At 51.8% G+C, this 25702-nt stretch carries 22 protein-coding genes and 1 riboswitch; of the genes, 9 read left to right on the top strand and 13 right to left on the bottom strand.

All coding sequences use genetic code 11. From position 1 onward, the window contains the following. Positions 1-12 precede the first annotated feature (12 nt). The 3 genes from H70357_RS01890 to H70357_RS01880 form a co-directional block, all read right to left on the bottom strand. The gene (locus H70357_RS01890) at positions 13-2466 is read right to left on the bottom strand and encodes a heavy metal translocating P-type ATPase (protein ID WP_038585130.1); all 2454 of its coding nucleotides are present in this window, start codon (positions 2464-2466) and stop codon (positions 13-15) included. Between the two features lie 114 nt (positions 2467-2580). After that, the gene (locus tag H70357_RS01885; RefSeq protein WP_038585127.1) at positions 2581-2781 is read right to left on the bottom strand and encodes a copper ion binding protein; all 201 of its coding nucleotides are present in this window, start codon (positions 2779-2781) and stop codon (positions 2581-2583) included. 124 nt (positions 2782-2905) lie between these two features. Next, positions 2906-3247, bottom strand: a complete 342-nt coding sequence (locus tag H70357_RS01880) for a metal-sensitive transcriptional regulator (protein ID WP_038585124.1) — start codon at positions 3245-3247, stop codon at positions 2906-2908. Between the two features lie 173 nt (positions 3248-3420). Between H70357_RS01880 and H70357_RS01875 the strand changes: the two genes are divergently transcribed. The 5 genes from H70357_RS01875 to H70357_RS01855 all read left to right on the top strand — a co-directional run bounded on the left by H70357_RS01875 (position 3421) and on the right by H70357_RS01855 (position 9668). Next, on the top strand, positions 3421-4008 hold the full coding sequence (locus tag H70357_RS01875) for a DUF5317 domain-containing protein (protein ID WP_038585121.1): 588 nt from the start codon (positions 3421-3423) through the stop codon (positions 4006-4008). A gap of 256 nt (positions 4009-4264) precedes the next feature. After that, positions 4265-6103, top strand: a complete 1839-nt coding sequence (locus tag H70357_RS01870) for a bifunctional diguanylate cyclase/phosphohydrolase (protein WP_052091760.1) — start codon at positions 4265-4267, stop codon at positions 6101-6103. A gap of 217 nt (positions 6104-6320) precedes the next feature. Then, positions 6321-7841, top strand: coding sequence for an MDR family MFS transporter (locus tag H70357_RS01865; protein WP_038585117.1), 1521 nt, complete (start codon positions 6321-6323; stop codon positions 7839-7841). Positions 7842-7847: 6 nt separating this feature from the next. Then, positions 7848-8411, top strand: a complete 564-nt coding sequence (locus H70357_RS01860; protein ID WP_038585114.1) for a PadR family transcriptional regulator — start codon at positions 7848-7850, stop codon at positions 8409-8411. Between the two features lie 279 nt (positions 8412-8690). Then, positions 8691-9668: an aldo/keto reductase gene (locus tag H70357_RS01855; RefSeq protein ID WP_038585111.1), complete on the top strand. Its 978-nt coding sequence runs from the start codon at positions 8691-8693 to the stop codon at positions 9666-9668. A 90-nt stretch (positions 9669-9758) separates the two neighbouring features. Here H70357_RS01855 and H70357_RS01850 read toward each other — a convergent pair whose 3' ends face one another. The 4 genes from H70357_RS01850 to H70357_RS34060 form a co-directional block, all read right to left on the bottom strand. Continuing rightward, positions 9759-10580 carry a TasA family protein gene (locus tag H70357_RS01850; RefSeq protein ID WP_038585108.1) on the bottom strand — a complete coding sequence of 274 codons (822 nt, stop codon included), beginning with the start codon at positions 10578-10580 and terminating at the stop codon, positions 9759-9761. An 84-nt stretch (positions 10581-10664) separates the two neighbouring features. Further along, positions 10665-11168, bottom strand: a complete 504-nt coding sequence (locus tag H70357_RS34065) for a TasA family protein (protein ID WP_052091759.1) — start codon at positions 11166-11168, stop codon at positions 10665-10667. A gap of 86 nt (positions 11169-11254) precedes the next feature. After that, positions 11255-11848, bottom strand: coding sequence for a signal peptidase I SipW (gene sipW / locus H70357_RS01840; RefSeq protein ID WP_156130796.1), 594 nt, complete (start codon positions 11846-11848; stop codon positions 11255-11257). 18 nt (positions 11849-11866) lie between these two features. After that, positions 11867-12937 carry a hypothetical protein gene (locus H70357_RS34060; RefSeq protein ID WP_052091757.1) on the bottom strand — a complete coding sequence of 357 codons (1071 nt, stop codon included), beginning with the start codon at positions 12935-12937 and terminating at the stop codon, positions 11867-11869. Positions 12938-13358: 421 nt separating this feature from the next. Here H70357_RS34060 and H70357_RS01830 point away from each other — a divergent pair, with 421 nt between their 5' ends. Next, a complete protein-coding gene (locus H70357_RS01830; RefSeq protein ID WP_038585105.1) occupies positions 13359-13691 on the top strand; it encodes a helix-turn-helix domain-containing protein in 333 nt (110 codons plus the stop codon). 100 nt (positions 13692-13791) lie between these two features. Here H70357_RS01830 and H70357_RS34910 read toward each other — a convergent pair whose 3' ends face one another. After that, complete coding sequence (locus tag H70357_RS34910; protein WP_081965649.1) at positions 13792-13944, bottom strand: anti-repressor SinI family protein; 153 nt, start codon at positions 13942-13944, stop codon at positions 13792-13794. Positions 13945-13971: 27 nt separating this feature from the next. Continuing rightward, a riboswitch (cyclic di-GMP riboswitch) is annotated at positions 13972-14056 on the bottom strand. A gap of 484 nt (positions 14057-14540) precedes the next feature. Here H70357_RS34910 and H70357_RS01825 point away from each other — a divergent pair. Together H70357_RS01825 and odhB are read left to right on the top strand one after the other, a co-directional pair. Beyond that, entirely contained in the window at positions 14541-17408 is a 2868-nt protein-coding gene (locus H70357_RS01825; protein ID WP_038585102.1) for a 2-oxoglutarate dehydrogenase E1 component, read from the top strand. Positions 17409-17462: 54 nt separating this feature from the next. Beyond that, positions 17463-18776: a 2-oxoglutarate dehydrogenase complex dihydrolipoyllysine-residue succinyltransferase gene (odhB, locus tag H70357_RS01820; RefSeq protein ID WP_038585099.1), complete on the top strand. Its 1314-nt coding sequence runs from the start codon at positions 17463-17465 to the stop codon at positions 18774-18776. Between the two features lie 165 nt (positions 18777-18941). On the opposite strand, the gene H70357_RS01815 is transcribed toward odhB, so the two are convergent. From H70357_RS01815 to H70357_RS01795, 5 genes are all read right to left on the bottom strand, one after another. Then, positions 18942-19931, bottom strand: a complete 990-nt coding sequence (locus tag H70357_RS01815) for a hypothetical protein (protein WP_156130795.1) — start codon at positions 19929-19931, stop codon at positions 18942-18944. Next, positions 19892-20470 (bottom strand): RNA polymerase sigma factor, encoded by a 579-nt coding sequence (locus H70357_RS01810; protein ID WP_038585094.1) that lies wholly within the window; start codon positions 20468-20470, stop codon positions 19892-19894. The genes H70357_RS01815 and H70357_RS01810 overlap by 40 nt, the downstream gene beginning before the upstream one ends. A 285-nt stretch (positions 20471-20755) precedes the next feature. Next, positions 20756-22024 (bottom strand): L-lactate MFS transporter, encoded by a 1269-nt coding sequence (locus tag H70357_RS01805; RefSeq protein ID WP_038585091.1) that lies wholly within the window; start codon positions 22022-22024, stop codon positions 20756-20758. 124 nt (positions 22025-22148) lie between these two features. Then, entirely contained in the window at positions 22149-22877 is a 729-nt protein-coding gene (locus tag H70357_RS01800) for a LytR/AlgR family response regulator transcription factor (RefSeq protein WP_038585089.1), read from the bottom strand. Then, the gene (locus H70357_RS01795; protein WP_269322462.1) at positions 22874-24535 is read right to left on the bottom strand and encodes a sensor histidine kinase; all 1662 of its coding nucleotides are present in this window, start codon (positions 24533-24535) and stop codon (positions 22874-22876) included. Before H70357_RS01795 ends, H70357_RS01800 begins: the two co-directional genes overlap by 4 nt. Before the next feature lie 563 nt (positions 24536-25098). Between H70357_RS01795 and H70357_RS01790 the strand changes: the two genes are divergently transcribed. After that, positions 25099-25701: a nucleotidyltransferase family protein gene (locus tag H70357_RS01790; protein ID WP_197073698.1), complete on the top strand. Its 603-nt coding sequence runs from the start codon at positions 25099-25101 to the stop codon at positions 25699-25701. Position 25702: the final 1 nt, after the last annotated feature.

Below are 25702 nucleotides of genomic sequence, written 5' to 3'. Positions count from 1 at the left end.
AAATTATGAGATTTACAGCTTGACCCGCTGCAGCCGCAGCGCATTCAGTACGACCGATACAGAGCTGAAGGCCATTGCCGCACCGGCAAGCCATGGCGCCAGAAAGCCCAGCGCAGCAATCGGTATCCCAATGGTATTGTAAGCAAGCGCCCAGAACAAATTCTGCTTAATATTGGTCATGGTTTTGCGGCTCATCAGGATCGCATCCGGAATGCTCATCAGATCGCCCCGCATGAGGGTAATATCCGCTGCTTCCATCGCTACGTCGGTGCCGGTACCAATAGCCATACCGGTATCGGCAGTGGCCAGGGCAGGGGCATCATTGATGCCGTCCCCGACCATCGCCACCTTGGTTCCCCCGCTCTGCAGCCTGCGGATCTCGGCAGCCTTCCCCTCCGGCAGCACCTCGGCCAGCACCGTACGGATGCCGGCCTGCCCGGCAATGGCCTCGGCTGTCAGCTTGTTGTCTCCCGTAATCATGACCACTTCAATGCCCATATCATGCAGCTTGGCTACGGCAGCCCGCGAAGTATCCTTGATGGTATCGGCAACCGCGACAATCCCGGCAATGGCCCCGTCCACGGATACCAGCATCGCCGTCTTGCCTTCCTGCTCCAGCTTCTGCATCAGCCCGGTCCACGGACCGGTGTCTGCACCGCTTTCTTCCATCATCCGCCGTGTTCCCACGCGGATGCTCTGGCCGTCAACCACCGCAGAAATGCCGCGTCCCGGCACCGCCTCAAACTGCTCGGCACCCGGCAGGTCCAGGCTTCTTTCCGCAGCACCAGCCACGATGGCATCCGCCAGCGGATGCTCCGACAGCTTCTCGGCAGCCGCCGTAACGGACAGCAGCCGGTTCTCGGCCAGTACTCTGCCATGTGCGGCGATTCCCGTTGTCGTTATAATATCCGTCAGCACCGGCTTGCCGCTGGTTACAGTTCCCGTCTTATCCAGTACAACGGTCTTGATCCCCTGTGCGGCTTCAAGATGTTCGCCGCCCTTGAACAGAATCCCGAATTCAGCCGCGCGTCCCGATCCGGCCATAATGGAGGTTGGTGTAGCCAGACCCAGTGCACAAGGACAGGCGATGACCAGTACAGCGATGGCTTTCTCCAGTGCATCGGCGAACTGGCCCGGCGCTCCCCAGATATACCAGACTCCAAAGGTTACAGCTGCAATTACGACCACTATCGGCACAAAGATGCCGGAAATCACATCGGCAATCCGCTGAATCGGAGCCTTGGAGCCTTGCGCTTCCTCCACTACTCTGATGATTTGCGCCAAGGCGGTGTCACGGCCAACTTTGAGTGCCTTAATCTTCAGCATTCCGTTCTTGTTCAGTGTTGCCCCAATGACAGTATCTCCCGGCTTCTTCTCCACCGGAATGCTCTCGCCTGTCAGCATGGATTCATCCACAGATGACAGCCCTTCAACGACCTCGCCGTCTACCGGCACCTTCGTTCCCGGCTTAACCAGCACAATATCTCCCGGAATGACCTCTTCCACAGAAATACTGAGCTCAACACCGTCACGGATGACCAGCGCCGTCTTAGCCTGAAGGCCCATCAGGCTTTTAATGGCGTCGGAGGAACGGCCCTTGGCCAGTGCTTCGAACCATTTGCCGACTAGAATCAGCGTAATCAGAATCGCGCTGGTCTCGTAATATAATTCCACCGAATGGCTCATGCCTGCCATCGACAAGGAATCTATCGTCAGGTACAGACTATAGAAATAAGCAGCCGAGGTGCCCAGAACAACCAGCACATCCATATTGGCACTGCCGTTCTTCAGCGCCTTATAGGCGCTGACATAGAACTGCCAGCCGATAATGAACTGCACAGGGGTCGCCAGTACAAGCTGGAACCAGGGGTTCATCAGTATATCCGGTGCCGGAATCCATGAAGTGAAGGAGAAATGCGCCGCCATCGCCCAGAGCAGGGGAAAAGACAGAACTGCGGAAATGATCCATTTATTCCGCTTGCGCACAATTTCCTGGCTGCGCTGATCGGCCGTGTCCTTGCGGTCCTGTTTCAGCGCAGCCTTATATCCGATGCTGCTTACTTTCTCAATGATCTCAGCCGTGCTGATGTTTCCGGGTGTATATTCCACATGCGCCGTCTCCAGGGCCAGATTCACATTGACCGCCGCGATTCCGGGCATGCGCCCAAGCACCTTCTCAATCCTTGCCGAGCAAGCGGCACAGGTCATTCCTGTAATATCAAAATCTGCCGACTCCTTCAGCGTATCGTATCCCAGCGAGCGGATCTTCTCTTCAATTTGCGGCAATCCCGCTACCGCTGGATCAAAGCCCACTGTTGCTTGCTCCAGTGCCAGGTTAACGTTGGCCCGCGATACCCCCTCCATCCGGGACAGCCCCTTCTCGATCCGGGCCGCGCAAGCCGAGCAAGTCATGCCGGTAATCTGCAGCGTTGTCTGCTGCAGGCCGGATTCTGTCGTCTTCTCCACGATCTCCGCGCCTCCTCATACCCCTTAGGGGTATATTAATGTGTAAAAGAAAAGGCTGAAGCCTACGGAACCTGCAAAGTTCCCCGCCCCAAGCCTCATATTCATTCATCCGACTTAAACCACGTCGTATCCCTGGTCCTCAATTGCTGTCTTAATCGCACTAAGGCTTACCTTGTTCTCATCGTATTCAACAGCGACAGTCTTCGCAGGCAGGTCGACTTTGGCGGCAGCGCCAAGACCGCTTACGGCTTTCTCCACAGCACTGACACAGTGACCGCAGGACATTCCTTCTACAGTTAACGTTACGTTTGACATATTAAAAACCTCCTAAAAGTTTTGTGAGCTTAACTTCATTGATTCTACTTCGTACAAAACTGTCTTCGAAAGCATACGCTTAGTTTTGTGAGCTTTACTTCATTGATTCTACTTCGTACAATCCTTATTTCATAAGCTTGTTAACCGTGATCAGCAGCTCGTCAATAACCTCATGCTCACCGGCTTCAATGCGCTCAATAATACAGCTCTTCATATGTCCTTCAAGCAGCAGCTTTCCGACACCGTTCAACGCAGCCTGTACTGCCGCGAGCTGGTTAAGCACATCGTCACAGTAGGTATCCCGTTCGATCATGCCCTTGATGCCGCGGATCTGCCCTTCAATCCGGTTGAGGCGGGTCGTGAGCCCATTCTTGAATTCCGGTGAATGGTGGCTCTTGCGTTCTCCGGGGGTATGACAACTGCTATCACATGATTCAGGAGACAGCTTCTCTTCTTTGGGCGCCATCTACGCACCTCCTTGTATCCTGGCTGCAATTTAAGTTTAATATACCCCCCATGGGTATGTCAAGGAAAAATAACCTTCCTAAAAAAAGGTATTTTGGCGAAGCATAACGAATGAAAGACTCAGGAATCCAATTATTTCATATTTTCCATTCTTGAACAGAGGCAGGTAGGGTAATGGTTTACGATGGCATCATTCTTGGTCTAATTGTAGGGTTCTTCCGGGGCGGTTTAAGACACGGCCTTGTCCAGTTCAGCAACATCCGGCTCAAGGCAGGATGGATCTTCCCGCTGCTACTGGTATTCCAATTTTTTATGTATTATATTCAGGAGCGGTCGTCCACTGTAGCCGCAGCCAGCGGTTATATCTTTACCGCTGTGTATGTGGTTGGGCTGATTTTTTTATGGTTGAACCGGCACAACAAAGGATTCTGGCTCATTATGACGGGTGTATTCCTTAACTTCCTGGTTATGCTCGTCAACGGAGGGAGAATGCCGGTATCCTTTGAAGCGGCTTCTGTACTCGATCCGGTTTATCTGGAGATGCTGCAGAGCGGCGATGTGGTGACCAAGCACTATCTGCTTGACGCCTCAACACGCCTGCCGTTTCTTGGCGATATCATCCCCCTGTCCAGCCCTTATCCGCGTACCCAGGCGATCAGCATCGGAGATGTAGTGATGAATCTCGGGATTTTCCTCTACATTCTGTCGATAATGACACCGGCCGCTGCAGACCTGAAAACATTGCCCAAAGTACAGGGATAAGCCGTTAACCAAGTGAAAGGAGGAGTTCCCATGAATAAGAAACTGGAAGGCATCAAATATTCCCGTCTTGCGATCAATGCTATTATTGTAGCTTCCGTAGTTATCGCTCTTACTTCGGGTTTCAGAATCGGCGGACACTAATTCCTCCACAAGAAGCAGGCTGAAAACAGCCTGCTTCTTTGCAAATTACTATTCATTTATCCCTAAAACCATTATTATGTACACAGGCACATTTTGTTAATAAAGAGGGGTAATCATGACCAAGCTTAAAACGTTTGCAGGCAAGATTAATTCAGGCCATGTCTATGCACTGCTCATATCCCTTCTGGGAGTAGCGCTTTTCACGTATAGCAATCATTTGGAATTTCTGCAGTATCCGACCCCAAGGTGGGTATGGATTTATGCGCTTACCGGAGCCAGTTTAATACTCACCTTTTCCCTGGTGCAGCTTCCTCCGGAGGGCAACGAACTGACCATGGAATCAGCGGTATATTTGGCCTGCATTTTTGTCTTTGGCGGCTCTACCACTTTGACTGTTCTTCTTCTCAACTGCCTGATCTTTTTCTTTTTTGACACAAGCACCAGCTGGTGGAAACACCTGACGAATTTCTCGATTTACTCCATTATGATCTGTCTTTCTTCCTACACCTTTGATTTGTTTGGAGGACATCCCGGACCGCTGATCAATGACGAACTGCCGGCTTATCTGATGACACTTGCGGTCTATTTTATAGGTAACACCCTCTTGATCGGACTATATTACTACATTATATATAAAGGCACACTTTATGAGACGATTAAGGATATTATAAAAGATTCTTTCGTCGTTTATCTGTGCACATTGGTTCTTTCTCTGGTTCTCGTTGTACTGATCGTCCATAACAGCTTTTTCGGGCTTGTCCTATTCTTGTGCCTGAGCACGCTGCTCTGCTACTCCTTCAAGAGATTGTTCTCCATGTACCGCAGCATTGAGGAACGGGCCAACACCGATCAGCGGACCGGGCTATTCAATCACAGCTACTTTGAGGAAGCTTTGGAACAGGAAATCCAGAAATCAAGGGCATCGGGCGTTCCGCTTTCGCTCGCCATGATCGACCTTGACGACTTCAAGAAATATAATGACCATTTCGGCCATCTGCAGGGGGACAAGCTGATCGCATTTGTCGGTGAGACGCTTAAGAGCGAAGCCCAGCAGCATGGGATTATTGCCGCCCGCTATGGCGGTGAGGAATTTACGCTGCTCATGCCGGCCTACGATATCCTGCAAGCCCGTGTTTACATCGACCAGCTGCGCAAAAAGCTGAACAACAGCCGGTTTGACGGCGTTGAAATTTTCCCGCTTGGCTGCCTCGCCTTTTCCGCCGGCATTGCCTCCTGCACCAGCGATATCCACGATAAATCACAGCTCGTCGACCAGGCCGACCAGGCTCTCTACTATTCCAAGCGCCAGGGCAAGAATACAGTGCATACGTATGGAGCATACTCCTCACTGGAGCAGGAGCTTGACTTCAGCCAGGATGTACGCGACATCGAGCAGCAGCTGAACCTGTTTATGTATAAGGATATGGAGACCTTCCGCCACTCCAAACGCGTATTCCGCTATGCGATGGATATCAGTGAGCTGCTCGACATCGACGCCCTTTCCAAAAGACACTTCACACTCGGCGCGCTGATCCATGATATCGGCAAGCTGGAAATTCCGTGGGGCATCCTCAACAAGAAAGACAAGCTGGAGCCTGAGGAGTGGGAAATGGTCAAGTGGCATGTCACCTGGGGCAAAAAAATGGCGCTCACCAACGACAAATTCAAGGATCTCGCCCCCTACATCGAGCTGCATCATGAACGGTATGACGGCAAGGGATATCCCTACGGGTTTAAGGGTGAGGAAATTCCCCGCTTATGCCGGATGCTGACCATTATCGATTCCTTTGACGCCATGACTACGGAAAGGCCCTACCAGCCAACCAAGTCCGTGGAGGAGGCGATCATTGAGCTGAGAGCTTGTGCGGGAAGCCAATTCGACCCTGAACTGACTGAATTTTTCATTACCTATATTGAAGCCAGAGAGCTTAGCGCCGGAGATGCAGCTATATAGCTGCAGAGTTCCCCGGCCGTAGCTCTTTTTTTTGTTCCCTCGTCTAGAAGCCCCCAATCCTGACCACAATACAAAAAGCTATATTTTAATTACTTAATTCCCCGCTAAAAAAATAACTCTTGCTCCCCTATTCAAATTTGAATATAATGAGTTCTGTTTCCACTTGCCGTTTTTCCTTAAGGAAATCAATAACTTTACAAAAAGGAGCCTGCGAAGCATGCACACTAAAGAAAGCAATCTCAAACTTGTAGTTGTCGGTCTGCTGCTTGGTATTCTAATGTCCGCTATGGACAATACCATTGTTGCCTCAGCTATGGGTACTATTGTTTCCGATCTTGGCGGACTCGATAAAATTGTCTGGGTCACCTCGGCTTATATGGTCATGGTCATGGCCGGAACGCCGATCTTCGGCAAGCTGTCCGATATGTACGGGCGCAAACGTTTCTTCATTTTTGGCCTCGTCGTGTTTCTGGCCGGCTCAGCACTCTGCGGGATCGCAACCAGCATCACGCAGCTTAGCATCTACCGCGCTATTCAAGGCGTGGGCGGCGGCGCACTTATGCCAATCGCCTTCACTATCGTATTTGATATTTATCCGCCGCAAAAAAGAGGCAAGCTGACCGGACTTTTCGGTGCCGTCTTCGGCATCTCCAGCGTAATCGGCCCTTTGCTCGGAGCATACATTACTGAGTATGTAGGCTGGCAGTGGATCTTCTATATCAACCTGCCGATCGGCATTGTCGCTTTTATTCTGATCTCTATGTTCTATAAGGAATCCGTCTCCCATGCCAAGCAGCGGATCGACTGGGGTGGAGCTTTTACCCTTGTAGGCTCCGTCATCTGCCTGATGTTCGCCCTTGAGCTGGGCGGCAATGAATATGCCTGGGACTCCACGGTCATCCTTGGCTTATTCGCCGGCTTCGCAGTACTGCTGATTGCGTTCCTCTTTATAGAACGGACAGCAGCCGAACCGATTATATCCTTCGCCATGTTCCGCAAGAAGCTGTTTGCAACGAGCAGCATCATCGGTTTATTCTACGGCTCGGCCTTTATCGTAGCTACCGTGTATATCCCGATTTATGTACAGGGTGTATATGGTGGTTCCGCCACCAACTCGGGACTGATTCTAATGCCGATGATGATCGGCACGGTAATCGGCAGCCAGACCGGGGGGCTGCTCACCACCAAAACCAGCTTCCGCAATATTATGATGCTGTCAGCCGTTTTCTTTGTGGCAGGCGTCTTCTCCCTAAGCACCTTGTCGCCGGATACTTCCCGCCTGCTGCTTAATGTATTTATGGCCCTGACCGGCTTCGGTGTAGGCTTCTCCTTCTCCGTGCTCAGCATGTCCTCGATTCATCATTTCGAGATGCGCCAGCGCGGTTCCGCTACTTCTACCAGTACCTTCATGCGTTCTCTGGGCATGACGCTGGGCATTACCATCTTCGGAATTATCCAGCGCAACGGATTCACAAGCAGCCTTACTGATGCCTTTGGCGGTGGTGCCGAAGCTTCCTCGTTCGGCGATCCACGCGCCGCCCTGACACCGGAAGCCAGAGCACAAATTCCGGCTCCGGTACTGGAGAAGATTACGGGCGCATTGTCCAGCTCCATTGCCCACACCTTTATGTGGGCGCTGATTCCGGCGGTGCTGGGTCTGGCCTTTGTACTGCTGATGCCTAAAGACCGGCTCACCGATCACAGTAAGGAAACTCAGCCTTCGGGCGGAAGAGGGTAAGCGGAAATGTCCATGAAGATGGTCATTCTCGGGCTGCTGCTGGAGAAGGACAGGCATCCCTATGAGATTACACTCGTAATGAAAGAGCGCATGTATGACCGGATGATAAAGCTGCAGATGGGGTCGCTGTACTACGCCGTTGATAAACTGGCACAGGAGGGACATATCGAAGCTGTTGAGACCATCTCCAGCAACGACCGCCCGGATAAAACCATCTACCGGATTTCCGATAAGGGCAAAGCCCTGTTCGAACAGCTTGTCATTCAGCAGATCAAGAAGACCGATGAGGTCTTTCACCCGCTGTACATGGCTCTTGTGCTCTCGCGGCACATCGATCAGGGCAAGGTGGAGAAGCTGCTGCAGGAGCGGATACGCGAAGTTGAGCATCAGGTCAATTATGCTTATCAGGTGTACGAGGAGCATATCTCCATCGTCCCCCGGTCCGCGCTGCACTTGATGTACGGCAGATATGAGCATAGCCTCACTGAGCTGAAGTGGCTTAAGCGGCTCTATGACGACGTAGCCGCCCGCAAGCTCAGTGACATTGGAACACCGCTCGATTTGCAATAAACGTTATACACTGGAGGCCCTCAGGGGCCTCTTTGCTGTTTAACACCGGTCTAAACCGTTTATTAACGAGCAACTGCAGCTGAACACCAGGCGGATATATAGGGCAACTCCGCCAATGTGGATCCGATTCCGCTGGAAGACCTGAAGCTGGAGAAAGAAGAAGAGAAGGATAAAGAGGGCACGAAACACCGCTCCTCCAGCGACAAAAAATACCATACCGGTTTCTAAAGGTGTACAATATCCAGTATAACGTTAATCCTATTTCACGGAGGGATATTATTGCTGAAAACGCTGCCACTGCATACGCACGGGATTCCAGCCAGCCGCATTGCTCTGGGCTGCATGGGACTGGGCGGAGGCTGGGACCATGAGCCGATCACTGCCGAGAATGTCAGACAGGGACATGAGGCTGTTGAGGCTGCACTGTCTATCGGAATCAACTTTTTTGATCATGCAGATATCTATACCCGCGGAAAAGCGGAGAAGGTATTCGGACAGCTCTTCAAAGACCGCCCCGGACTGCGGGAAGAGATTATTATCCAGTCCAAATGCGGCATCAAGCTGATTGAGCCAGGCGATACCTCTAACAGCTTCGACCTCTCCGGGGAGCATGTTCTGAAGAGTGTCGACGGAACCCTCTCCCGGCTGGGCACGGAATATATTGATATTCTGCTGCTGCACCGTCCCGATCCGCTTATGGACCCTGAAGAAGTAGCTGAAGCGCTGCATAAACTCAAAGCGGCGGGAAAGGTGCGTCACTTCGGCGTATCCAACATGAGTGCCGCCCAGATCCGGCTGCTGGAGCATTATTGTGACGAACCGTTCGTCGTGAACCAGCTGCACATGAGTCTGGCCAAAATAAGCTGGCTGGATGCCATGGTCAGCGTAAACCGTGAACCCTGGAAAGACATCACCTTTCCCGAAGGTACCCTCGAATACTGCAGGACGCAGAACATCCAGCTGCAGGCGTGGGGTCCGCTGGCCCAAGGCTTATTCAGCGGCCGTTCACTTACAGGCCAGCCTGAGAGTGTCGTGAACACGGCGGCTATGGTCCAAACACTCGCCGAACAGAAGAACACTACCCCTGAAGTGATTGTCCTGTCTTGGCTGATGACTCATCCTGCGGCCATCCAGCCGGTAATCGGGACGGTGAATCCGCAGCGGATCGCCGCCTGCGCGGGTGCGGACAAGCTGGAGCTTACGCGCAAGGAATGGTACGACCTGTATGTCAGCTCGCGCGGCGAGAAGCTGCCGTAAGCCTCATATCCTCATTCGCATACCAAAAGGAGCGTCATCTCCGGTTCATGAAGCCGGAGATGACGCTCCTTTTATGTTCTATTCCTGATTCTAATTATTCTTCACCTGCTCAAAGTTGTTCTTGAAGGTGAAGTTAACCGATTTGCCTTGCAGACTGTCATTATCAAAGCCGAGACCCGTATCATCAACAAAAGTCACGTTATAGGCCAGATGCATCGTCTTCTTGGCAGGAAGAATCAGGTTCGGGAGGTTGGCATCCCGGCCTGCCCCGCTGTTGTACAAATCCTTAAGTGAACCTACATAAGCATCGGAAACGCTGACCAGTACAGTCTGGCCGTTATTGTCTACGCGGTATGTCCAGTCGAGCACGGCTTCTCTGGCAATCGCGAAGGCTTCCTGTCCGTTGCGTGCCAGTGCCTTCAGGAAGGAAGGACCGTTAATCAACGATTTGAACAGCCGGTCTGCAGCTTCGTTCACCTCATTGAGCGCATCGGCATTAAGAGTGACGCCGCCTGGTGCAGCCAAAGCGGCTACAGTGACTACCGCTTGCTCACCGAATGCGAGCGCATCGGCCTGCTGTGCAGGTGTTCCTTCCGGGATGGCAATCAGATCGGTCAGTTTGGCATCCAGCGTCCCGGTATTCTTGATCAGCATGGCTCGGGTGTGGGTATCTTTCGGTGCCCACAATCCTGTTCCCATACGTCCGGCATCGGAGTCAGCCGTATAGAACATCGGGCCTTCAACCGGCACGTCATTGCGGTGAGTACTTAAGGACAACGTACCGGAAGCAAAGGTGTTGCCGGTGTTTTGGGCGGAGCTGGTGAACAAGGCATACGTGCCTCCACCAATGGCGGCGCAGAGCAGCACCACGGAGGAAAATGCGGCAATCAGCATTTTTTTCTTTTTCATCATTGAAGTAAGCTCTCCTTATTAAAAAAGGGGGGACACCCCCCCTTTTTATTTGATTTTTAGCTATAGATCCGTTCGTTATAGTGCTTAGTTATTTTTAGTCTGCTCTGCATCTACTTTAATGGAGGCTGTACCCGACTTGCCTTGGTAGCTGTTGTCAGCTGCTTTCGGGAACTCAGCTTTGACATAAATCGTCTCCGATCCGCCCACAGCAAGCACACGGTCGGCAACGGTAAGCGGTACCGTTCCAGCCGCATCAGAGTATGCGGTAATGACCAGCGGGGTTGCTCCGCCGCCGAGGTCGCCGCCTACAGCCAGCGAGAGATCATAACGCAGCTCAAGCGTTCCTTTGTTGCTAACTACTACAGGTTGGATCTCAGAATCTCCCGGAGCCCAATTTGTGATGTTGAAATATTTCTGCTGAGCTTCATCCTTCTTATCCAGTTCAATCTTGAGCGTGCCAGCAGCAAACGTATTGCCTGTATTCTGTGCGGAACTCGTAAAGATAGCGAAGGATCCCCCGGCAATTAATGTTGCCCCCAGTGCTGTAGTCGCCATTGCCATTGCCATCGTTTTTTTGAGATTTGCCATTGTTATTTGTCTCCTCCTGGATCTCCATGAATGGAGTATGTTATGAATTATTTATTGAATCTTCCCTAACCACGTTAGGAGAAGCATCAACCGTTCGTAACAGGCGGGGATTCTCCGGGCGCAAGCTGCACCTCTACAGGATCCTCCATGCGCATGATCGATTTGAAGATTGTAATAAGGGAAGAGATGACCAGAAAAATCCCCGGAATAACCATTACGACAATAATCCCGGCGGTCGATTTTACCCAGTTCATGAAATATCCCAGAAACGGAACGGTAAAGTCCGCGTACTGTGCAACAACATTACTTGAAGGAATAGGATCTGCATCCTGCGCATCGTTATTGTCGCCTTTGGTGATATACTGGGTGTTTTCTCCCGAGCCGAGCACGCTGACAATGCGGTGGGTAATCAGGCTGTTTGATCCATCCAGAGCTTTGTAAGTGATTACATCTCCTGGTTTAAAAGATCCCTGACTCTGTTCACTCACCGGTTTGACGGCAATGACAGCCCCCGTCTGAATTCCGGGCTCCATGGAGCCGGAGAGCACCGTTAGAATTTCCTTGCCCAGAATCTTGGGCGTTCCGCCATTCATCCGGCTAGTGATTGCAGATACCAGCGTAAGTAGAAAAATGAGAATTAACGCATACATCAATAGGTTACGAGTCCATTTAAGTATCACTGGAGAGCACCGCCTTGTTTAGAATACGCCTTGCTTTTCGCCTATTTTTACCGTTATGCTGTCAGGATTCGCGTCCGGGGCAGGGGCTTCAGGCTCAGCAGTCTTATCAGGCTTTGCTTGCTCCTCAGCTTCGAGCTTCGCTTTCTCCTCGGCTTCGAGTTTCGTCTTCTTCTCAGCCTCGAGTTTCGCTTTCTCCTCAGCTTCGAGCTTCGCCTTCTTCTCAGCCTCGAGTTTCGCTTTCTCCTCGGCTTCGAGCTTCGCCTTTTCTTCCGCTTCGAGCTTCGCCTTCTTCTCAGCCTCGAGTTTCGCTTTCTCCTCGGCTTCGAGCTTCGCCTTTTCTTCCGCTTCGAGCTTCGCCTTCTTCTCAGCCTCTTTCAGTCCTTGGATCACGTCAGCGGCCTCTGTATGCATCAACGAGGTTTCGTCCGCATAACTCCTAGCCTGTTCGGCCGCGGTCGATGCCTGATGATAGGCTGCCTGCACATAAGCGTCCACTCTTCTGATGGAGCTTAGCTTTCTAACCATCTCCTGAAATTCGCCCAGCGTTAGATTGGCTTGGCTGAGCAATTGTTCGAATACCGGGATATCGTTATTTTGTGCGGCTGTTAATTGATTAAAATCGACCTCATATGGAGAAAGTCTCTGGTTCACTTCATTGACTTGCTGCTCCAGCTCTAATTGCGAGCGTGTTAGATAGCCTTGAAGCTCAGCTAAAAAAGCAGCCGCGCCGGCCGCAGCCTCACGCGTTTGTGCAGCAGCCTCTTGAATACCTCCAATACGTCCCTCTGCGGTCTCCGAGTCCGTATTCTTATCCGTTATCTCCGCTAGCACCTCTCTCGCCGCTTCACGCTGCTGGACCGCAAGCTTCATCGCTTCGCTGGCTTGGTTGGCAATGTGATCGACCGTGCTTGGAAACACAAATGCTGTGGTGATATTGGATGATTCGGTTGCTGCGACGTTAGTCAGCAATGCATACGTGGGCGTTGTAATTTGGCCGATGCCATAAGCCGAAATCACTACGATCCCTGCAATTTGGGGAAGCGTATACCGACGGATGTTTCTATTCCGGGAAGAACGTGAAAGCCTCACAGGAGCCTCTCCTTTAGCTGCTTGCAATTTCCTGCAAACAAGGTAATCTATTAACACCCAGCCTTTATGACGAACGATTTTTGTTCGTTATTAAGAACCATGACGTAAGTATATGCCATTACTCCTACAAATCAAAAATCTCATTTTGTTGCAATATTCTTAATAAAGAACGATTTATAGTTAAAATTCTGCTTTTAGCTTCATTTTCCTCAGCTTATCGTACTTTTTAACGAACGTTTTCGTATGAAAAATCTAAATGATACCGTAGAGGGAATAAAAATAATGGGGATGTGGAGTGGAAACGACATAAAAGGGGGATCATTCATACCGGAACTGATTCTATAGTGCTTTGTCCGTCTTCCGGTTATTTGTTATACTGTAACAAAAAGTACGGAGGGGCGTTTTTATCGTGCCAGATAATATGGGAAGTCGCATCCACCATCTCCGTCTGGAAAAAGGCTTGTCTCTTTCGGAGCTTGCGGATAAGGCTGATGTGGCGAAATCATACTTAAGCAATGTGGAAAGAAATATACAATCTAACCCCTCTATTCAATTTATTGAAAAAATCGCTGACGCACTTCAGGTATCCATTCATGCGCTGCTTTACGGCGAGCCTTCCGATGTGCAGGAGTCACCTCTGGATGGAGAATGGTCCCGGCTCGTACTGGAAGCTATGGCTTCGGGTATAAGCAAGCGGGAATTCAAAGAGTTCTTGGACTATCAAAAATGGCGGTTGGAGCAGAAGGATTCCTGATTCATGCAGGTTCCTTCTACTGCCGGTCATACAGAAAGGGCACAGCGGAGAGATCCGCTGTGCCCTTTCTGTATGTACAAAAACTTTTAACAACCAACTGCTACATCGCCTGCAAAGTCTTCTCATTAAAAAATTGGCGGATTTCATCCGCTTTGATGCCCGCCTGCTTAGCCGACATCAGCAAATAGACCCATTCTAAATCCAGATCAACTGTCTGCAGTTCTCCGTTGTTCCCCTGGTTGGACTTATCCAAGAAATCTCCTCCTAAGATTACGCGTCCCCAGGCAGTCCGGCCGTCGTAGTATTTCTACATTAGACCCGAGACTTTGTGCCCCTGTCTTTCGGCAGGTTTACCCTTTACTGGATCCTTTACATGAAAGGATCTGGTTAGAAATTCATGAAACCGTTATCCGCAATAACATTATACAATATCTTACACGAAAAGTGTGTCGATTTATGGGAATATTGTATAATTAGAAACGGAAAATAATTGATTATTTTGCCAACTGCTTGTACGAATTACTCGATAATCCCAAAAAATTGTAGAACAAGCCTCTTTATCTATATATGTATATATGAAAACTGAAAACAACTTTTTTATTTCGTTCATTTCAATCACACCGCCGCATCATTTTCATATAGTTAAGAAACCAAACTTATAATAGTTCTGTATGAATTAGGCACTGAATCATACCGTTTTGCGAACGGATTCAACCAAAGTATGAATTGATTACCCGCCTTGAAAGTTGCACAATAAGATGAGGAATGAAACCGCAAACATCGAAGCTCCACAAGGGCGCCGGCGAAATTTTGGCGCGCGTGGAGTTCATCCGTTAGGAGGATGTATTCATGGCAGCCAAAGATCCCTATAACGAAACTGTGTGGAGCAAGTATTACGGACCCAATCTGGGTTACATCCAAGAGAAATATGAGCAATTTGTAAAAGATCCAACTTTAGTAGAGCATAATTACCGCGATCTCTTCACCCTTTCCGGCCCCCCTCCATTGGCTCCTGATGCCGAACAGGCACCGCTGCCTGTGGTTTCAGGAGATACTGAGTGGCTTAGAAAGGCCGTAAGGGCATCCAAGCTGATCGCCAATATCCGCATACATGGCCATATGGCCGCCAATATCGACCCGCTGGACCGGGGAAACAATCCGATGGCGAAATATTTGGAGTACGAAACCTATGATCTGACCCGCGAGGATTTAATGGCTATGCCCGCCTCGCTGATCTGGGAGAATGCCCCGAATGACGTTCATACTGCTTGGGATGCCGTTCACCGGATGCGCCAGGCCTACACGCAGACCATTGCCTATGAATTCGGGCATGTGCGTGACGAGCAGGAGCTGCGCTGGCTGAACAGCCAGGCGGAATCTACCAGCTCTCCCGCGCCTCTAAACAACACAGAGCGCAAAGAATTGCTGAAAAGGCTGATTCAGGTAGAGCAATTCGAAACTTTCCTTCATAAAACTTTTGTCGGCCAGAAACGCTTCAGCCTGGAAGGCAATGACGCCTTGGTGCCGATGCTGGATGAAATCGTGCGTGCTGCCGCTCATGACGGTGCGGAACATATCCTGATGGGTATGGCGCATCGCGGACGGCTTAACGTCCTGGCTCATATCCTGGGCAAACCTTATGATATTATTTTCTCGGAATTCCATCATTCGCCGAACAAGGAGCTGTTCCCTTCCGAAGGCTCCATGGGCATCAACTACGGCTGGACCGGTGATGTGAAATATCATCTCGGCGCTGACCGCGCCGTCCGTGAAGGAGAAACCGTCCGTACACGGATCACTCTGGCCAACAATCCGAGCCACTTGGAATTCGTCAATCCGGTGGTTGAGGGCTTCACGCGTGCGGCCCAGGAAGACCGCAGCACTCCGGGTCTGCCTAAGCTAAATACGAATAAAGCCATGGCTGTGCTGATGCATGGCGATGCTGCCTTCCCGGGTGAAGGCATCGTGGCCGAAACCCTTAATATCGGCAAGCTTAAAGGTTATCAGAACGGCGGTACAGTGCATATTATCGTCAATAACCGGATCGGATTCACGACGGAAAGTGAGGATTCCCGTTCTACCCACTATGCCAGTGACCTGGCTAAGGGTTATGAAATTCCGATTGTCCATGTCAATGCCGATGATCCGGAGGCTTGTATTGCCGCCGTCCGTCTGGCCAGCGCCTACCGCAATCTGTTCAAGAAGGATTTCGTGATTGACTTGATCGGCTATCGCCGCCATGGACATAATGAAATGGATGATCCGGAAACGACACAGCCGATTGTTTATGGTAAAGTGCGCAATCATCCTACTGTATACAAAGTGTACGCGGAACGGCTGCAGGAGGAGAGAGTTATCACGGCAGAAGACGTTACGGCAATGAACGCCGAAGCTGAAGGTGTACTGCAGCAAGCCTTTGATAAGATGAAGGAAGGCAAGCATAAGAACGCGGAGGCCAAAACCTCAGTTGCACTGGACAGCGCACCTACACCGAAGCGTCCTACAGCGGTTCCGCTTGACAACCTGCAGGAAATTAACCGGGAGCTGCTGTCGGTGCCGGACGGCTTCCAGGTCTATCCGAAGCTGGAGCGGATTCTGCAGCGCCGCAAAGACGCTTTGAATGATGGAGAACGTGTTGACTGGGCACTCGCAGAAGCCCTCGCCTTCGCTACGATTCTGAAGGATGGCACACCGATTCGTCTCAGCGGCCAGGACTCCCAGCGCGGCACCTTCGCGCACCGCCATCTGGTGCTGCATGACAGTGACACAGGGGCACTTTTCTCTCCGCTGCATCAGCTTAAGGACTCCAGCGCCTCCTTCGGGGTGTACAACAGTCCGTTGTCGGAAGCGTCGGTGCTCGGGTATGAATACGGCTATAACGTGTTTGCCCCGGAAACCTTTGTCATCTGGGAAGCGCAGTATGGTGATTTCGCCAACGCCGGACAGGTCATTATCGACCAGTTCATTGCTGCCGGACGCGCCAAATGGACCCAACGCAGCAACCTGGCGATTCTGCTGCCGCATGGCTACGAAGGCCAGGGGCCAGAGCATTCCAGCGGAAGGCTGGAACGGTTCTTGCAGCTGTCGGCTGAAGAGAACTGGACTGTAGCCAATCTGACCTGTGCGTCGCAGTATTTCCACCTGCTCCGCCGCCAGGCTGCCCTTTGCGGCAGATCGGATGCCCGCCCGCTGGTGGTCATGGCTCCGAAAAGCCTGATCCGCAACACACGCAGCACTTCCCCGGGAGCCGAACTGGCTTCGGGAAGCTTCCAGCCGGTCCTGCCGGAGCCGCTTCTGGGCAGCAAGCCCGGCGAGGTTAAACGACTGGTTGTCTGCAGTGGTAAGGTCGCTATCGACCTGCAGACTGAGCTGGATTCAGCCAAGGGGCAGGATTGGTCCTGGCTGCACATTCTTCGGCTGGAGCAGCTCTACCCGTTCCCGGAACGGGAACTGGCCGCTCATCTGAGCACCTTCCGCTCCCTGCAGGAAATCATCTGGGTACAAGAAGAACCTAAGAATATGGGCGGCTGGAGTTATGCCGAACCACGGCTGCGCGCCATCGCCCCGCAGAATGTCAAAGTACAGTATATCGGCCGTCCGGAACGTTCCAGCCCGGCCAGCGGTTACGCCGATGTGCATAGCTTTGAACAGCGGCGTATAGTTACGGAAGCCCTGAAACTAAATTCGCAAGTACAAGCGGCTGTACCGTCCTCCTGAAAGGGGACGGTGTCACGATAACGTTAACTATTATATTTGGGGAGGTAAGGGCCTGTGTCCGAAATTAAAGTACCCGATCTGGGCGAATCCATTTCCGAAGGAACGATCTACAAATGGCTGGTTAAAGAGGGCGATACTGTCGGCCAGGGGGATGTGCTTGCTGAGCTTGAAACCGACAAGGTCAATCTTGAAATCAGCGCGGAGGAGGACGGCGTCATCTCCTCCATCCTGCGCCAGGCCGGCGAGAATGTAGCCGTTGGCGAGGCTATCGGCGTGATCGGCAGCGCAGACGCTGCTGCCGGAAGTGCGCCGCAGGCCGCTGCGGGCGGCAAGCCCGAGGCGGCACCTGCTACAGGCAGCGTTGCACCTGCCGCTGCCGCACCTGTGGCAGCGCCTTCGGACGCTGCCGTTCCTGCCGCCGCACCCGAAGGTGCGGCAGGCAATGCGGCCCTGGCTTCGCCGGGGGCGCGCAAGCTCGCGCGGGAGCGGGGCATCGACCTCGGCGAGGTCAGTGCCCGCGACCCTATCGGCCGGATTGGCCAGGCCGATGTGAAGGACCATGGCGCAGCCGGCCCAGGGGCCGCTGTGCCCGTGTCTCCGGCGCCGCAGGCCAAGCCGGAGCCTGCCAAAGCTGCGGCGGGCAAAGCGCCGCAGCAAGAGGACGGCAAGGCCGTGGAGCGCAAGCGCATGTCGCGCAGACGGCTGACGATCGCCAGCCGCCTGGTCGAAGCGCAGCAGACCGCGGCCATGCTGACCACCTTCAACGAGGTGGACATGACCGCCATCCTCGACATCCGCAAGCGCCGCAAGGATGCCTTCAAAGAGAAGCATGAAGTCGGACTGGGCTTCATGTCCTTCTTCACCAAGGCTGTGATCGGCGCGCTCAAAGCCTATCCACTGCTGAATGCCGAGATCGACGGCGAAGATCTGCTGCTCAAGAAATATTATGACATCGGCATCGCCGTCGCTGCCAAGGAAGGGCTGGTTGTGCCGGTCGTCCGCGATGCGGACCGGCTCAGCTTCCCTGAGATCGAACGGCGGATCGGCGAGCTCGCCTCCAAAGCACGCGCCAATACGCTCAGCCTGCAGGAGCTGCAGGGCGGCACGTTCACCATTACCAATGGCGGCGTGTTCGGCTCACTCTTGTCCACGCCGATTCTCAATACGCCGCAGGTTGGTATTCTCGGCATGCACAAGATCCAGCTCCGTCCGATCGCCCTGGACGAAGAAAGAAGCGCCAACCGCCCGATGATGTACATCGCGCTTTCCTACGATCACCGCATCGTGGACGGCTCCGAAGCGGTAAGCTTCCTCGTCAAGGTCAAGGAACTGCTGGAGGATCCGGAAGCGTTGCTGCTGGAAGGGTAACCCTCCAGTAGCAGCCTTCACTCCTTCAGCCCATAGACAAACAGGCATCCGGAGAGCGAGCACGCCCAACCGGATGCCTGTTTTATTGTTATAACTGATGAATCGAATAAGCAATTATTTCCAGATTTATCTTGGTACAAAAGGTAACCCGTCAGAATTGCCTGCCTATAACCCTCCCTGGAGTAACTCCGCTGCCAGCTCCAGCAGCTGCTCCTTAGTCAACGTCCGGTTGCCGTAGGTACTAACTGTGTAATACGCATCCTGTTTCTCGTTGTACCAACTTAGGTAATGATAGCTTACATACGGCTTGACAACTCGGTTGTAGACAACCTCCCTGCCTGCTACCTCCAGCTTCTCCGCGGCAGCATCATCATCTTGCATAAATTGAACATAGCCGCCATACAGCGGGGTTGCACTAATACTAATGTTTGCTCCCTGCTTCGTATACACGCCTTCGAACCAGCCCGCTTTAGTCCACGGCAAGATCTTCATAAACAGATTCCGGTCGGTATTCTGCCTCGCCTCGGCAATCAACTCGTTAAGAGTCTGACGGTAAAGCGGATTACTACTGATCTCTGCATCGGATGGCCCTAGGGGAGAGATCTTTCCCTTTGTAAAAGTATAACCCTTAGCTTCCTTGGGGAGTATCGGCATGTTCAGCTTGTTCATCTCTGCAAGGAATGCCGGATAATCATTCAGCTCCAGATCCTTAGACTTAAACTGCAGAGCGGATACTGCTCCTTCTGGAAGGGCTTCTCCTCTGAAGAAATAAGCAATCAGCTCTCCCGGCTCCGCGAAATCCATCAGCTTATGCATATATTGATAGTACGGTGCAGGAGCAGCCTTTCCCCAATTCGGATCCGTTGCCTGATGCTGCACCTTAACCTCGCCTGCCTTATTACGGATCTGAATGTATTCCGTAGCGGCATAAGCCGTTACGGTAATCAGCAGCAGCATAACCAGCATTCCTGAAGTAGCCGCAGTTTTGCCGGCAAATCGGATGCCACGCGGACCTTGCTTCTGATCTGACTTCTGATCCAGTGTCCGAATGCGGGCCATCACCTTGTCTGTCACCTCAATGGTGTGAAGCTGCTGCCCAGAAGCTGCTGCCGCTGTTATATCTTGGTACTCATTATGGATTCCGGTTCGTTCCAAGAGATCCCCTCCTCTGTCTGCATAAATTCCCTGACTTTCCGTTTAATCCGTTCCATCCGCTTATGCAGCGCATTAGGACTGCTGTTCAGAATGTGGCCCATCTCCTGAAAAGTCAGCTCCTCAAACACCCGCAGCACAAGAATATTCCGCTCCTCCAGTGACAGCTGCAGCAGCGCTAACTCCAGAGCAGGGCTAAACAGCCGCGCTTCCATCTGTTGCTCCGCGCTCGCAGCTACCGTCTCCGGCCGGAAGATCCGCAGAATATGCCCCTGCAGCCGGCGTCGGCGCAGCAAATTAAGACAATGATTGCCGGCAATCCGGTAGAGCCAGGCGGAGAAGCTTACTTCAGGCTTGTACCCTCTGATTGATTGATAGGCCTTTACCAAAATGTCCTGAACAGCATCCTCCGCATCCTGCCTGTTCCCGAGCAGACGGCAGCAATAACGGTATATTGGCTGCTGAAAAATCTCGACAATGCAGGCATATTGCTCCCGGTCCCCCTTTTGAACTTGTTCGATTACAGCCTCCACCTGTTTCATATCCCTTAAATGCTCCTGTGACGTTGCCAGCACCTCCTTACTTGTATATCTCTATAACACTTGCGCCCTGCAAAAAGTGCCTATGCCTGAATTATTTTCTGTACGCCCCGAACTATTTTCCATCCTATACATTTCGAGCAGCGGCAACACAGTCCTCTTACTGAACCATGAGTATACAAAAAAGAGATATCCGCCAGCCGTTTGCACGAAAGGCCGGGATATCTCTTTTTCGAATAACTATTCTCTTTGTCTGTATACTTCTTAAGCCAACATGTTTGTATATGGTTAAGCCGTATGCCGTGAAGGCTTCAGGCTCATTCCCTTTTCTCTTGCCTGTCTCTGCACCGGAGGCTTTAAGGAAACCGCCAGAAGACAGGCTACAATACAAAGTGCGCCGATGACGATGAAGGTAGGCTTGAACCCGCCGAGAGAAGCGGCGATGAACGAGCCGGACAACGCCCCGATTCCGAAGCCCTGATAGACAATGCCATAGTTCTTGCTATGGTTCTTAAGGCCGAAGAAGTCACTGACAATCGCCGGGAACACCGTAATGTTGCCCCCGAAGCAGAAAGCAATGGTGGCCACACAAGCGAAGAACAAGCCGTAGCTCAAGGTCGCATAGCTTAAGGTTAGCATCGCTAGGGCTGTGACCAGAAGTGTGGCACTGACCAGCTTCAATCGGCTCATACGGTCGGACAACGCTCCAAGAATCAGGCGCCCTGCAGTATTGAAGATCGCGATCATCGCAACGGCATTGGCCGCTGTAGCGATATCCAGACCCGCCAGCTGCACCCCGATATCCTTAACAATGCCAATCAGGTAGAGGCCGCTCATGCAGGCGGTGAAGAAAATTACGAACAGCAGGTACGCTTCCTTGGTGCGCAGCATTTCTTTGACGGTATAGTCTTTCACTGCAGCCGGAATTGTTGCGGCAGAGGAATCCGTCCCTCTGCTGTTTGCTTGTGCCAGTGCCGGAGCAGCCACAGGAGCTTCCCTGACCAGTAGCGAACCCGCGACAACCATGATCATAACGGCCAAGCCCCAATACAGGAAGGTATTCGATACGCCTGCCGACTCGATCAGGCTGCCGTTGATATATTTGAAGATCAGACTGCCGGTTCCGTAGGCGCCGACCGATACGCCGGAGATCAAGCCTTTATGTTTAGGGAACCACTTAATCAGATTGGATAACGAAGTAATATAGGCCGTACCATCGGCATAACCCACGACTACGCCGGCCAGCAGGTAGAACATCAGGAGGGAGTTGGCCTGCGAGCTAAGCATCAGACCAAGTCCCAGCATAATCCCAGCGGAAGCGGTCAGCTTGCGGAGGCCAAACCGGTCCTGCAGTTTCCCGGCAAACAAGGTTGCGAAGGCAAGGGCAAAGCTCGTAATGGAAAAAGTTATCGAAACAGCGCTGAGCTCAAAGCCGAATTTGCTGACAAGCTGCGCATTAAACAGGCTCCACGTGTAGATTGTGCCCAGTCCCATTTGCATAATCACTGTACCCAGCACGATCATCCAGCGCTTGCTGCCAGATTTAGCCGTAGTCATGAGTCATTCCTTCTTTCTCTCTATTGTCGCTGCAAGGGCTTTCTTTGCTCCTTTATTGTAGCGAAACAACGCTTTCTTGAGAGAAATCGGGAATGAGATGACCGAATGCGGGAATGAAATGCCGCTACAGGCGCATGATCTGCCTGAATTCCTTGACCTTGCTGCGGCTTACCGGCACTTCAAAATCCAGATCACGAAGCCGGAGCAGATACGTATTATTGAACCAAGGGATAATTTCCTTGATCTTGGACAGATTCACAAGATAGGACCGGTGGCAGCGGAAGAAGCTGTCCTGCGGCAGCCGGCTGTGGAACTCGCTGATGCTCAGAGCCATACTGTATTCCTCTCCCTTAGTCATTACGCTCGTTGTCTTCTCCTGCGCTGAAGCATAATAAATCTCGTCGGCATCGACAACGATGATCTTCTCGTTTTTCCACAGATTGACCTTGTTGCTGACCGCAAGATGCCCTTCTTCTCTGGGACGGCTACGCGCCGCGAATGCCGCTTCCAGCTTGTTCAGCATGGCTTTCATCCGCGATTCACTGTAGGGCTTCAGAATATAGTCGAATGCTTCAATCTCGAAAGCGTCGGCGGCATGCTCCTTGTAGGCAGTGATAAATACTATATAGGGTTTGACCGAGAACCTGCTGATATTCTGGGCCAGCAGCACGCCGTCGATGGACGGAATATTGATATCCAGAAAAATCACATCGACTTCCTCAGCCTGCAGAAATTTCAGCGCATCCAGTCCGTCCTCAAACTCGGCGGTGATCACTATATCGCTGTGTGCTCCGATCAGAAAGGCAAGCTCACTCCTTGCCAGCACTTCATCCTCTACAATTATCGCTTTCATCGCTTCTCCTTTGTGACGTCGAAATAAATTTCCGTCCCTTTATCCAGCCGGTGAATGATCAGACCCTTGCCATAAATCAGCTTTACCCGCTGATGTACGTTATATAGCCCGATTTTGTTATCCGGCATGCTTCCGCTGTAGACCTTCTCCATCGTCTCCTGCGCGATGCCTGCTCCGGTATCGGCGATGCCGATCCGCACGGTCTCTCCCTGGTCTTTTACCGAAATCGTCACCGTGCCCGGTCCCTTCACTTTCAAAATGCCGTGAACAATCGCATTCTCCACCAGCGGCTGAATAATCAGGCTGGGAATACGCACCTCCACTTCGTCGATATCATACTCAACGGCCAGGCGGCTGCCGAAGCGGGCTTTTTCAATCTCCACATATTGCTGGACCTGCTGCAGCTCACGCCGGATATCAATAAATTCATCGGTCAGCTCCAGATTGTATCTCATATAGCCTGACAGGTTGATGATCAGCTCCCGTGCCTTATCCGGGTTAATCCGGATCAGTGAACTAATCGCGTTCAGCGCATTGAACAGAAAATGGGGATTAATGCTCGTCTGCAGCGCCTTCAGCTCGGCTTTGTTAGCCATCTCCTTAATGCCTTCGACCCGCGATACCTCCATCAGCGTCGAAATCATCTGCGACAGCCCTACCGCCATTGCCTGCAGCGAGTAAGTGATTTTATGGGCGTTGGTATAGTAAATTTTAAGTGCTCCGGTCACTTCGCCTTTCTCTTTCAGGGGAATGATAATCAGTGACCGGATTGCCCGGTTCATATATTCAGTATCGTCATCGCGGATCGTAATTTCGCCGTCCCTCAGCGTCTTTTTCGTCTCTTCACTGATAATCTCGTTCGTCTCGGTGTAGTATTCCTCTCCCACTCCGACATAGGCACGGATGAAGCGGGTATCAGTGATCGCTACCGCATCGGCATCGATGTCCTCTTTGATAATCCCGCAAATGGTGCGCAGCGACTGGGGATTGATGTTGCGGAAATACGGCAGCGTCTTATTGGCAATATCCAGCGCCAGCTTAGACTGCTTCGCGGCGATCCGTTCCTTCTCCCCCTCCACACTCTGGACAAGCATAACAATAAGGCCGACACTGATCTGACCCACAATCATCGGAAAAGCGATCTTCGAAACGATATCCACACCCAGCGATGAAGGATCTGCCATAACCAGAATAAGCAGCATGGTCAGTGCTTCGCAGCCCATCCCGGCCAGGATACCGGCAATCCAGCGGCGGTCAGCCGTAGTCCGGCGGTAAATGACGCTGGAGACAATTCCCGCCGTGACACTTGTAATCAGGCAGGGCACGGAAGTCACGCCGCCGATATCAATCAGAAAACGGTGAACCCCGGATATAATCCCGGTAATCAGTCCGACCCAAGGACCAAACAGAATCCCGCCGGCCATAATGGCGATAATCCGCACATTTACCAGTGAGCCGTCGACTTTAATGCCGCTGTATGTTCCGAAGATCGCGAACAGGCTGAAGATCACCGTCACGATCACAAGATCCTGCGGAGCGTAAGCCCCTTTGACAAAAATCTCTTTAAACCGCGGCAGCCGGGTCAACACAAACAGGCACATCAGCAGCAGTGCCGCCCTTTCGAACAATTGCAGCAATATCGTCAAGTTATGTTCCAATGCCACGCCTCCAATGGTCAATCTATCGGTCCATTATAAGATGTGCCAAATCATAATAGCAATCCGTCCTATTGTCTTGTTAGAGTACCCAAGCCTGTAAACTCGGCCTTATAATAGAGGCATCAGATAAAAAAACCGTTGCTTTTATTTAGTGCATGTCTTCAAACTGGAAGAGCTCTGGGGAAGCAGGGATTTAGTATTGAAAGTAGGGGACCTAAAAGCCCGCAGCGGGTTCGTTTACTCGAGGGACGGACTCAGGAGGCGCTATGGAGAGTAAAACAGCTGTTTATTTTCTTTTGCGGACCCAGGCGACCTTATCTGCTCTGCATTCTATCTAAAAATGGACAGCAGGGAGAAATAACTGCGCTGGAGTCCGTTTTCCTCCTGTAACAGGCTAAAAGCCCCAATTAAGTGCAACTCGGTCCGTTCGTAAACGCCTTTCTCCGTGTGTGATCAGAAAATGCTACTGTACCCATGATTCCTTAGGGCATACAGCAGCAGATTTTGGCGGGGAAGCGGTTTGAAGACACGCTCTAGTGCAACTATTTAAAGGAGGACCTATGTTGCTGATCCATACCGAGGAAGATCTCCTGCGGGCAGTGAGAGAAGACCCGTGGATGATGAATATTCTATCTGCCGCCCGAGCGCTGATGCTGCCCGATTCCTGGGTCTGCGCCGGATTTGTCCGCTCTAAAGTCTGGGATGTCCAGCATGGATTTACGGAAAGAACACCGCTGGCAGATATTGATGTTATTTATTATGATAGCAGCGACACCCGCGAAGAGACCGAAAAGGCTTGGGAAGCGCAGCTGCGAGCTGCTGATCCGTCCATCCCCTGGTCGGTCAAAAACCAGGCGAGAATGCATGTGGTTAACGATATTCCGCCCTATACCTCTTCTGTCGACGGCATGTCCAAATTTCCCGAGACGGCAACCGCTCTTGGGCTTTCGCTGGATGAACACGGTAATTTAAGGTTGGCCGCCCCTCATGGCATCCGGGATGTAATCCAAATGGAGCTCAGACCCACTCCGAGTTTTATAACCAACCGCCAGTTGCACTCTATCTATGAGAAACGGATCGCCAGCAAGAACTGGAGGTTGTTATGGCCTCGGGTGCAAATTACAGCTGTCGGCCAGCTTGCCCAAGAAGATAGGAACACTTGGTAAT

The organism is Paenibacillus sp. FSL H7-0357, assembly GCF_000758525.1.
Classification (GTDB): Bacteria; Bacillota; Bacilli; order Paenibacillales; family Paenibacillaceae; genus Paenibacillus_AQ.
The sequence above is the reverse complement of the archived record's forward strand: the minus strand, read 5'-3'. Positions and strand labels throughout refer to the sequence as shown.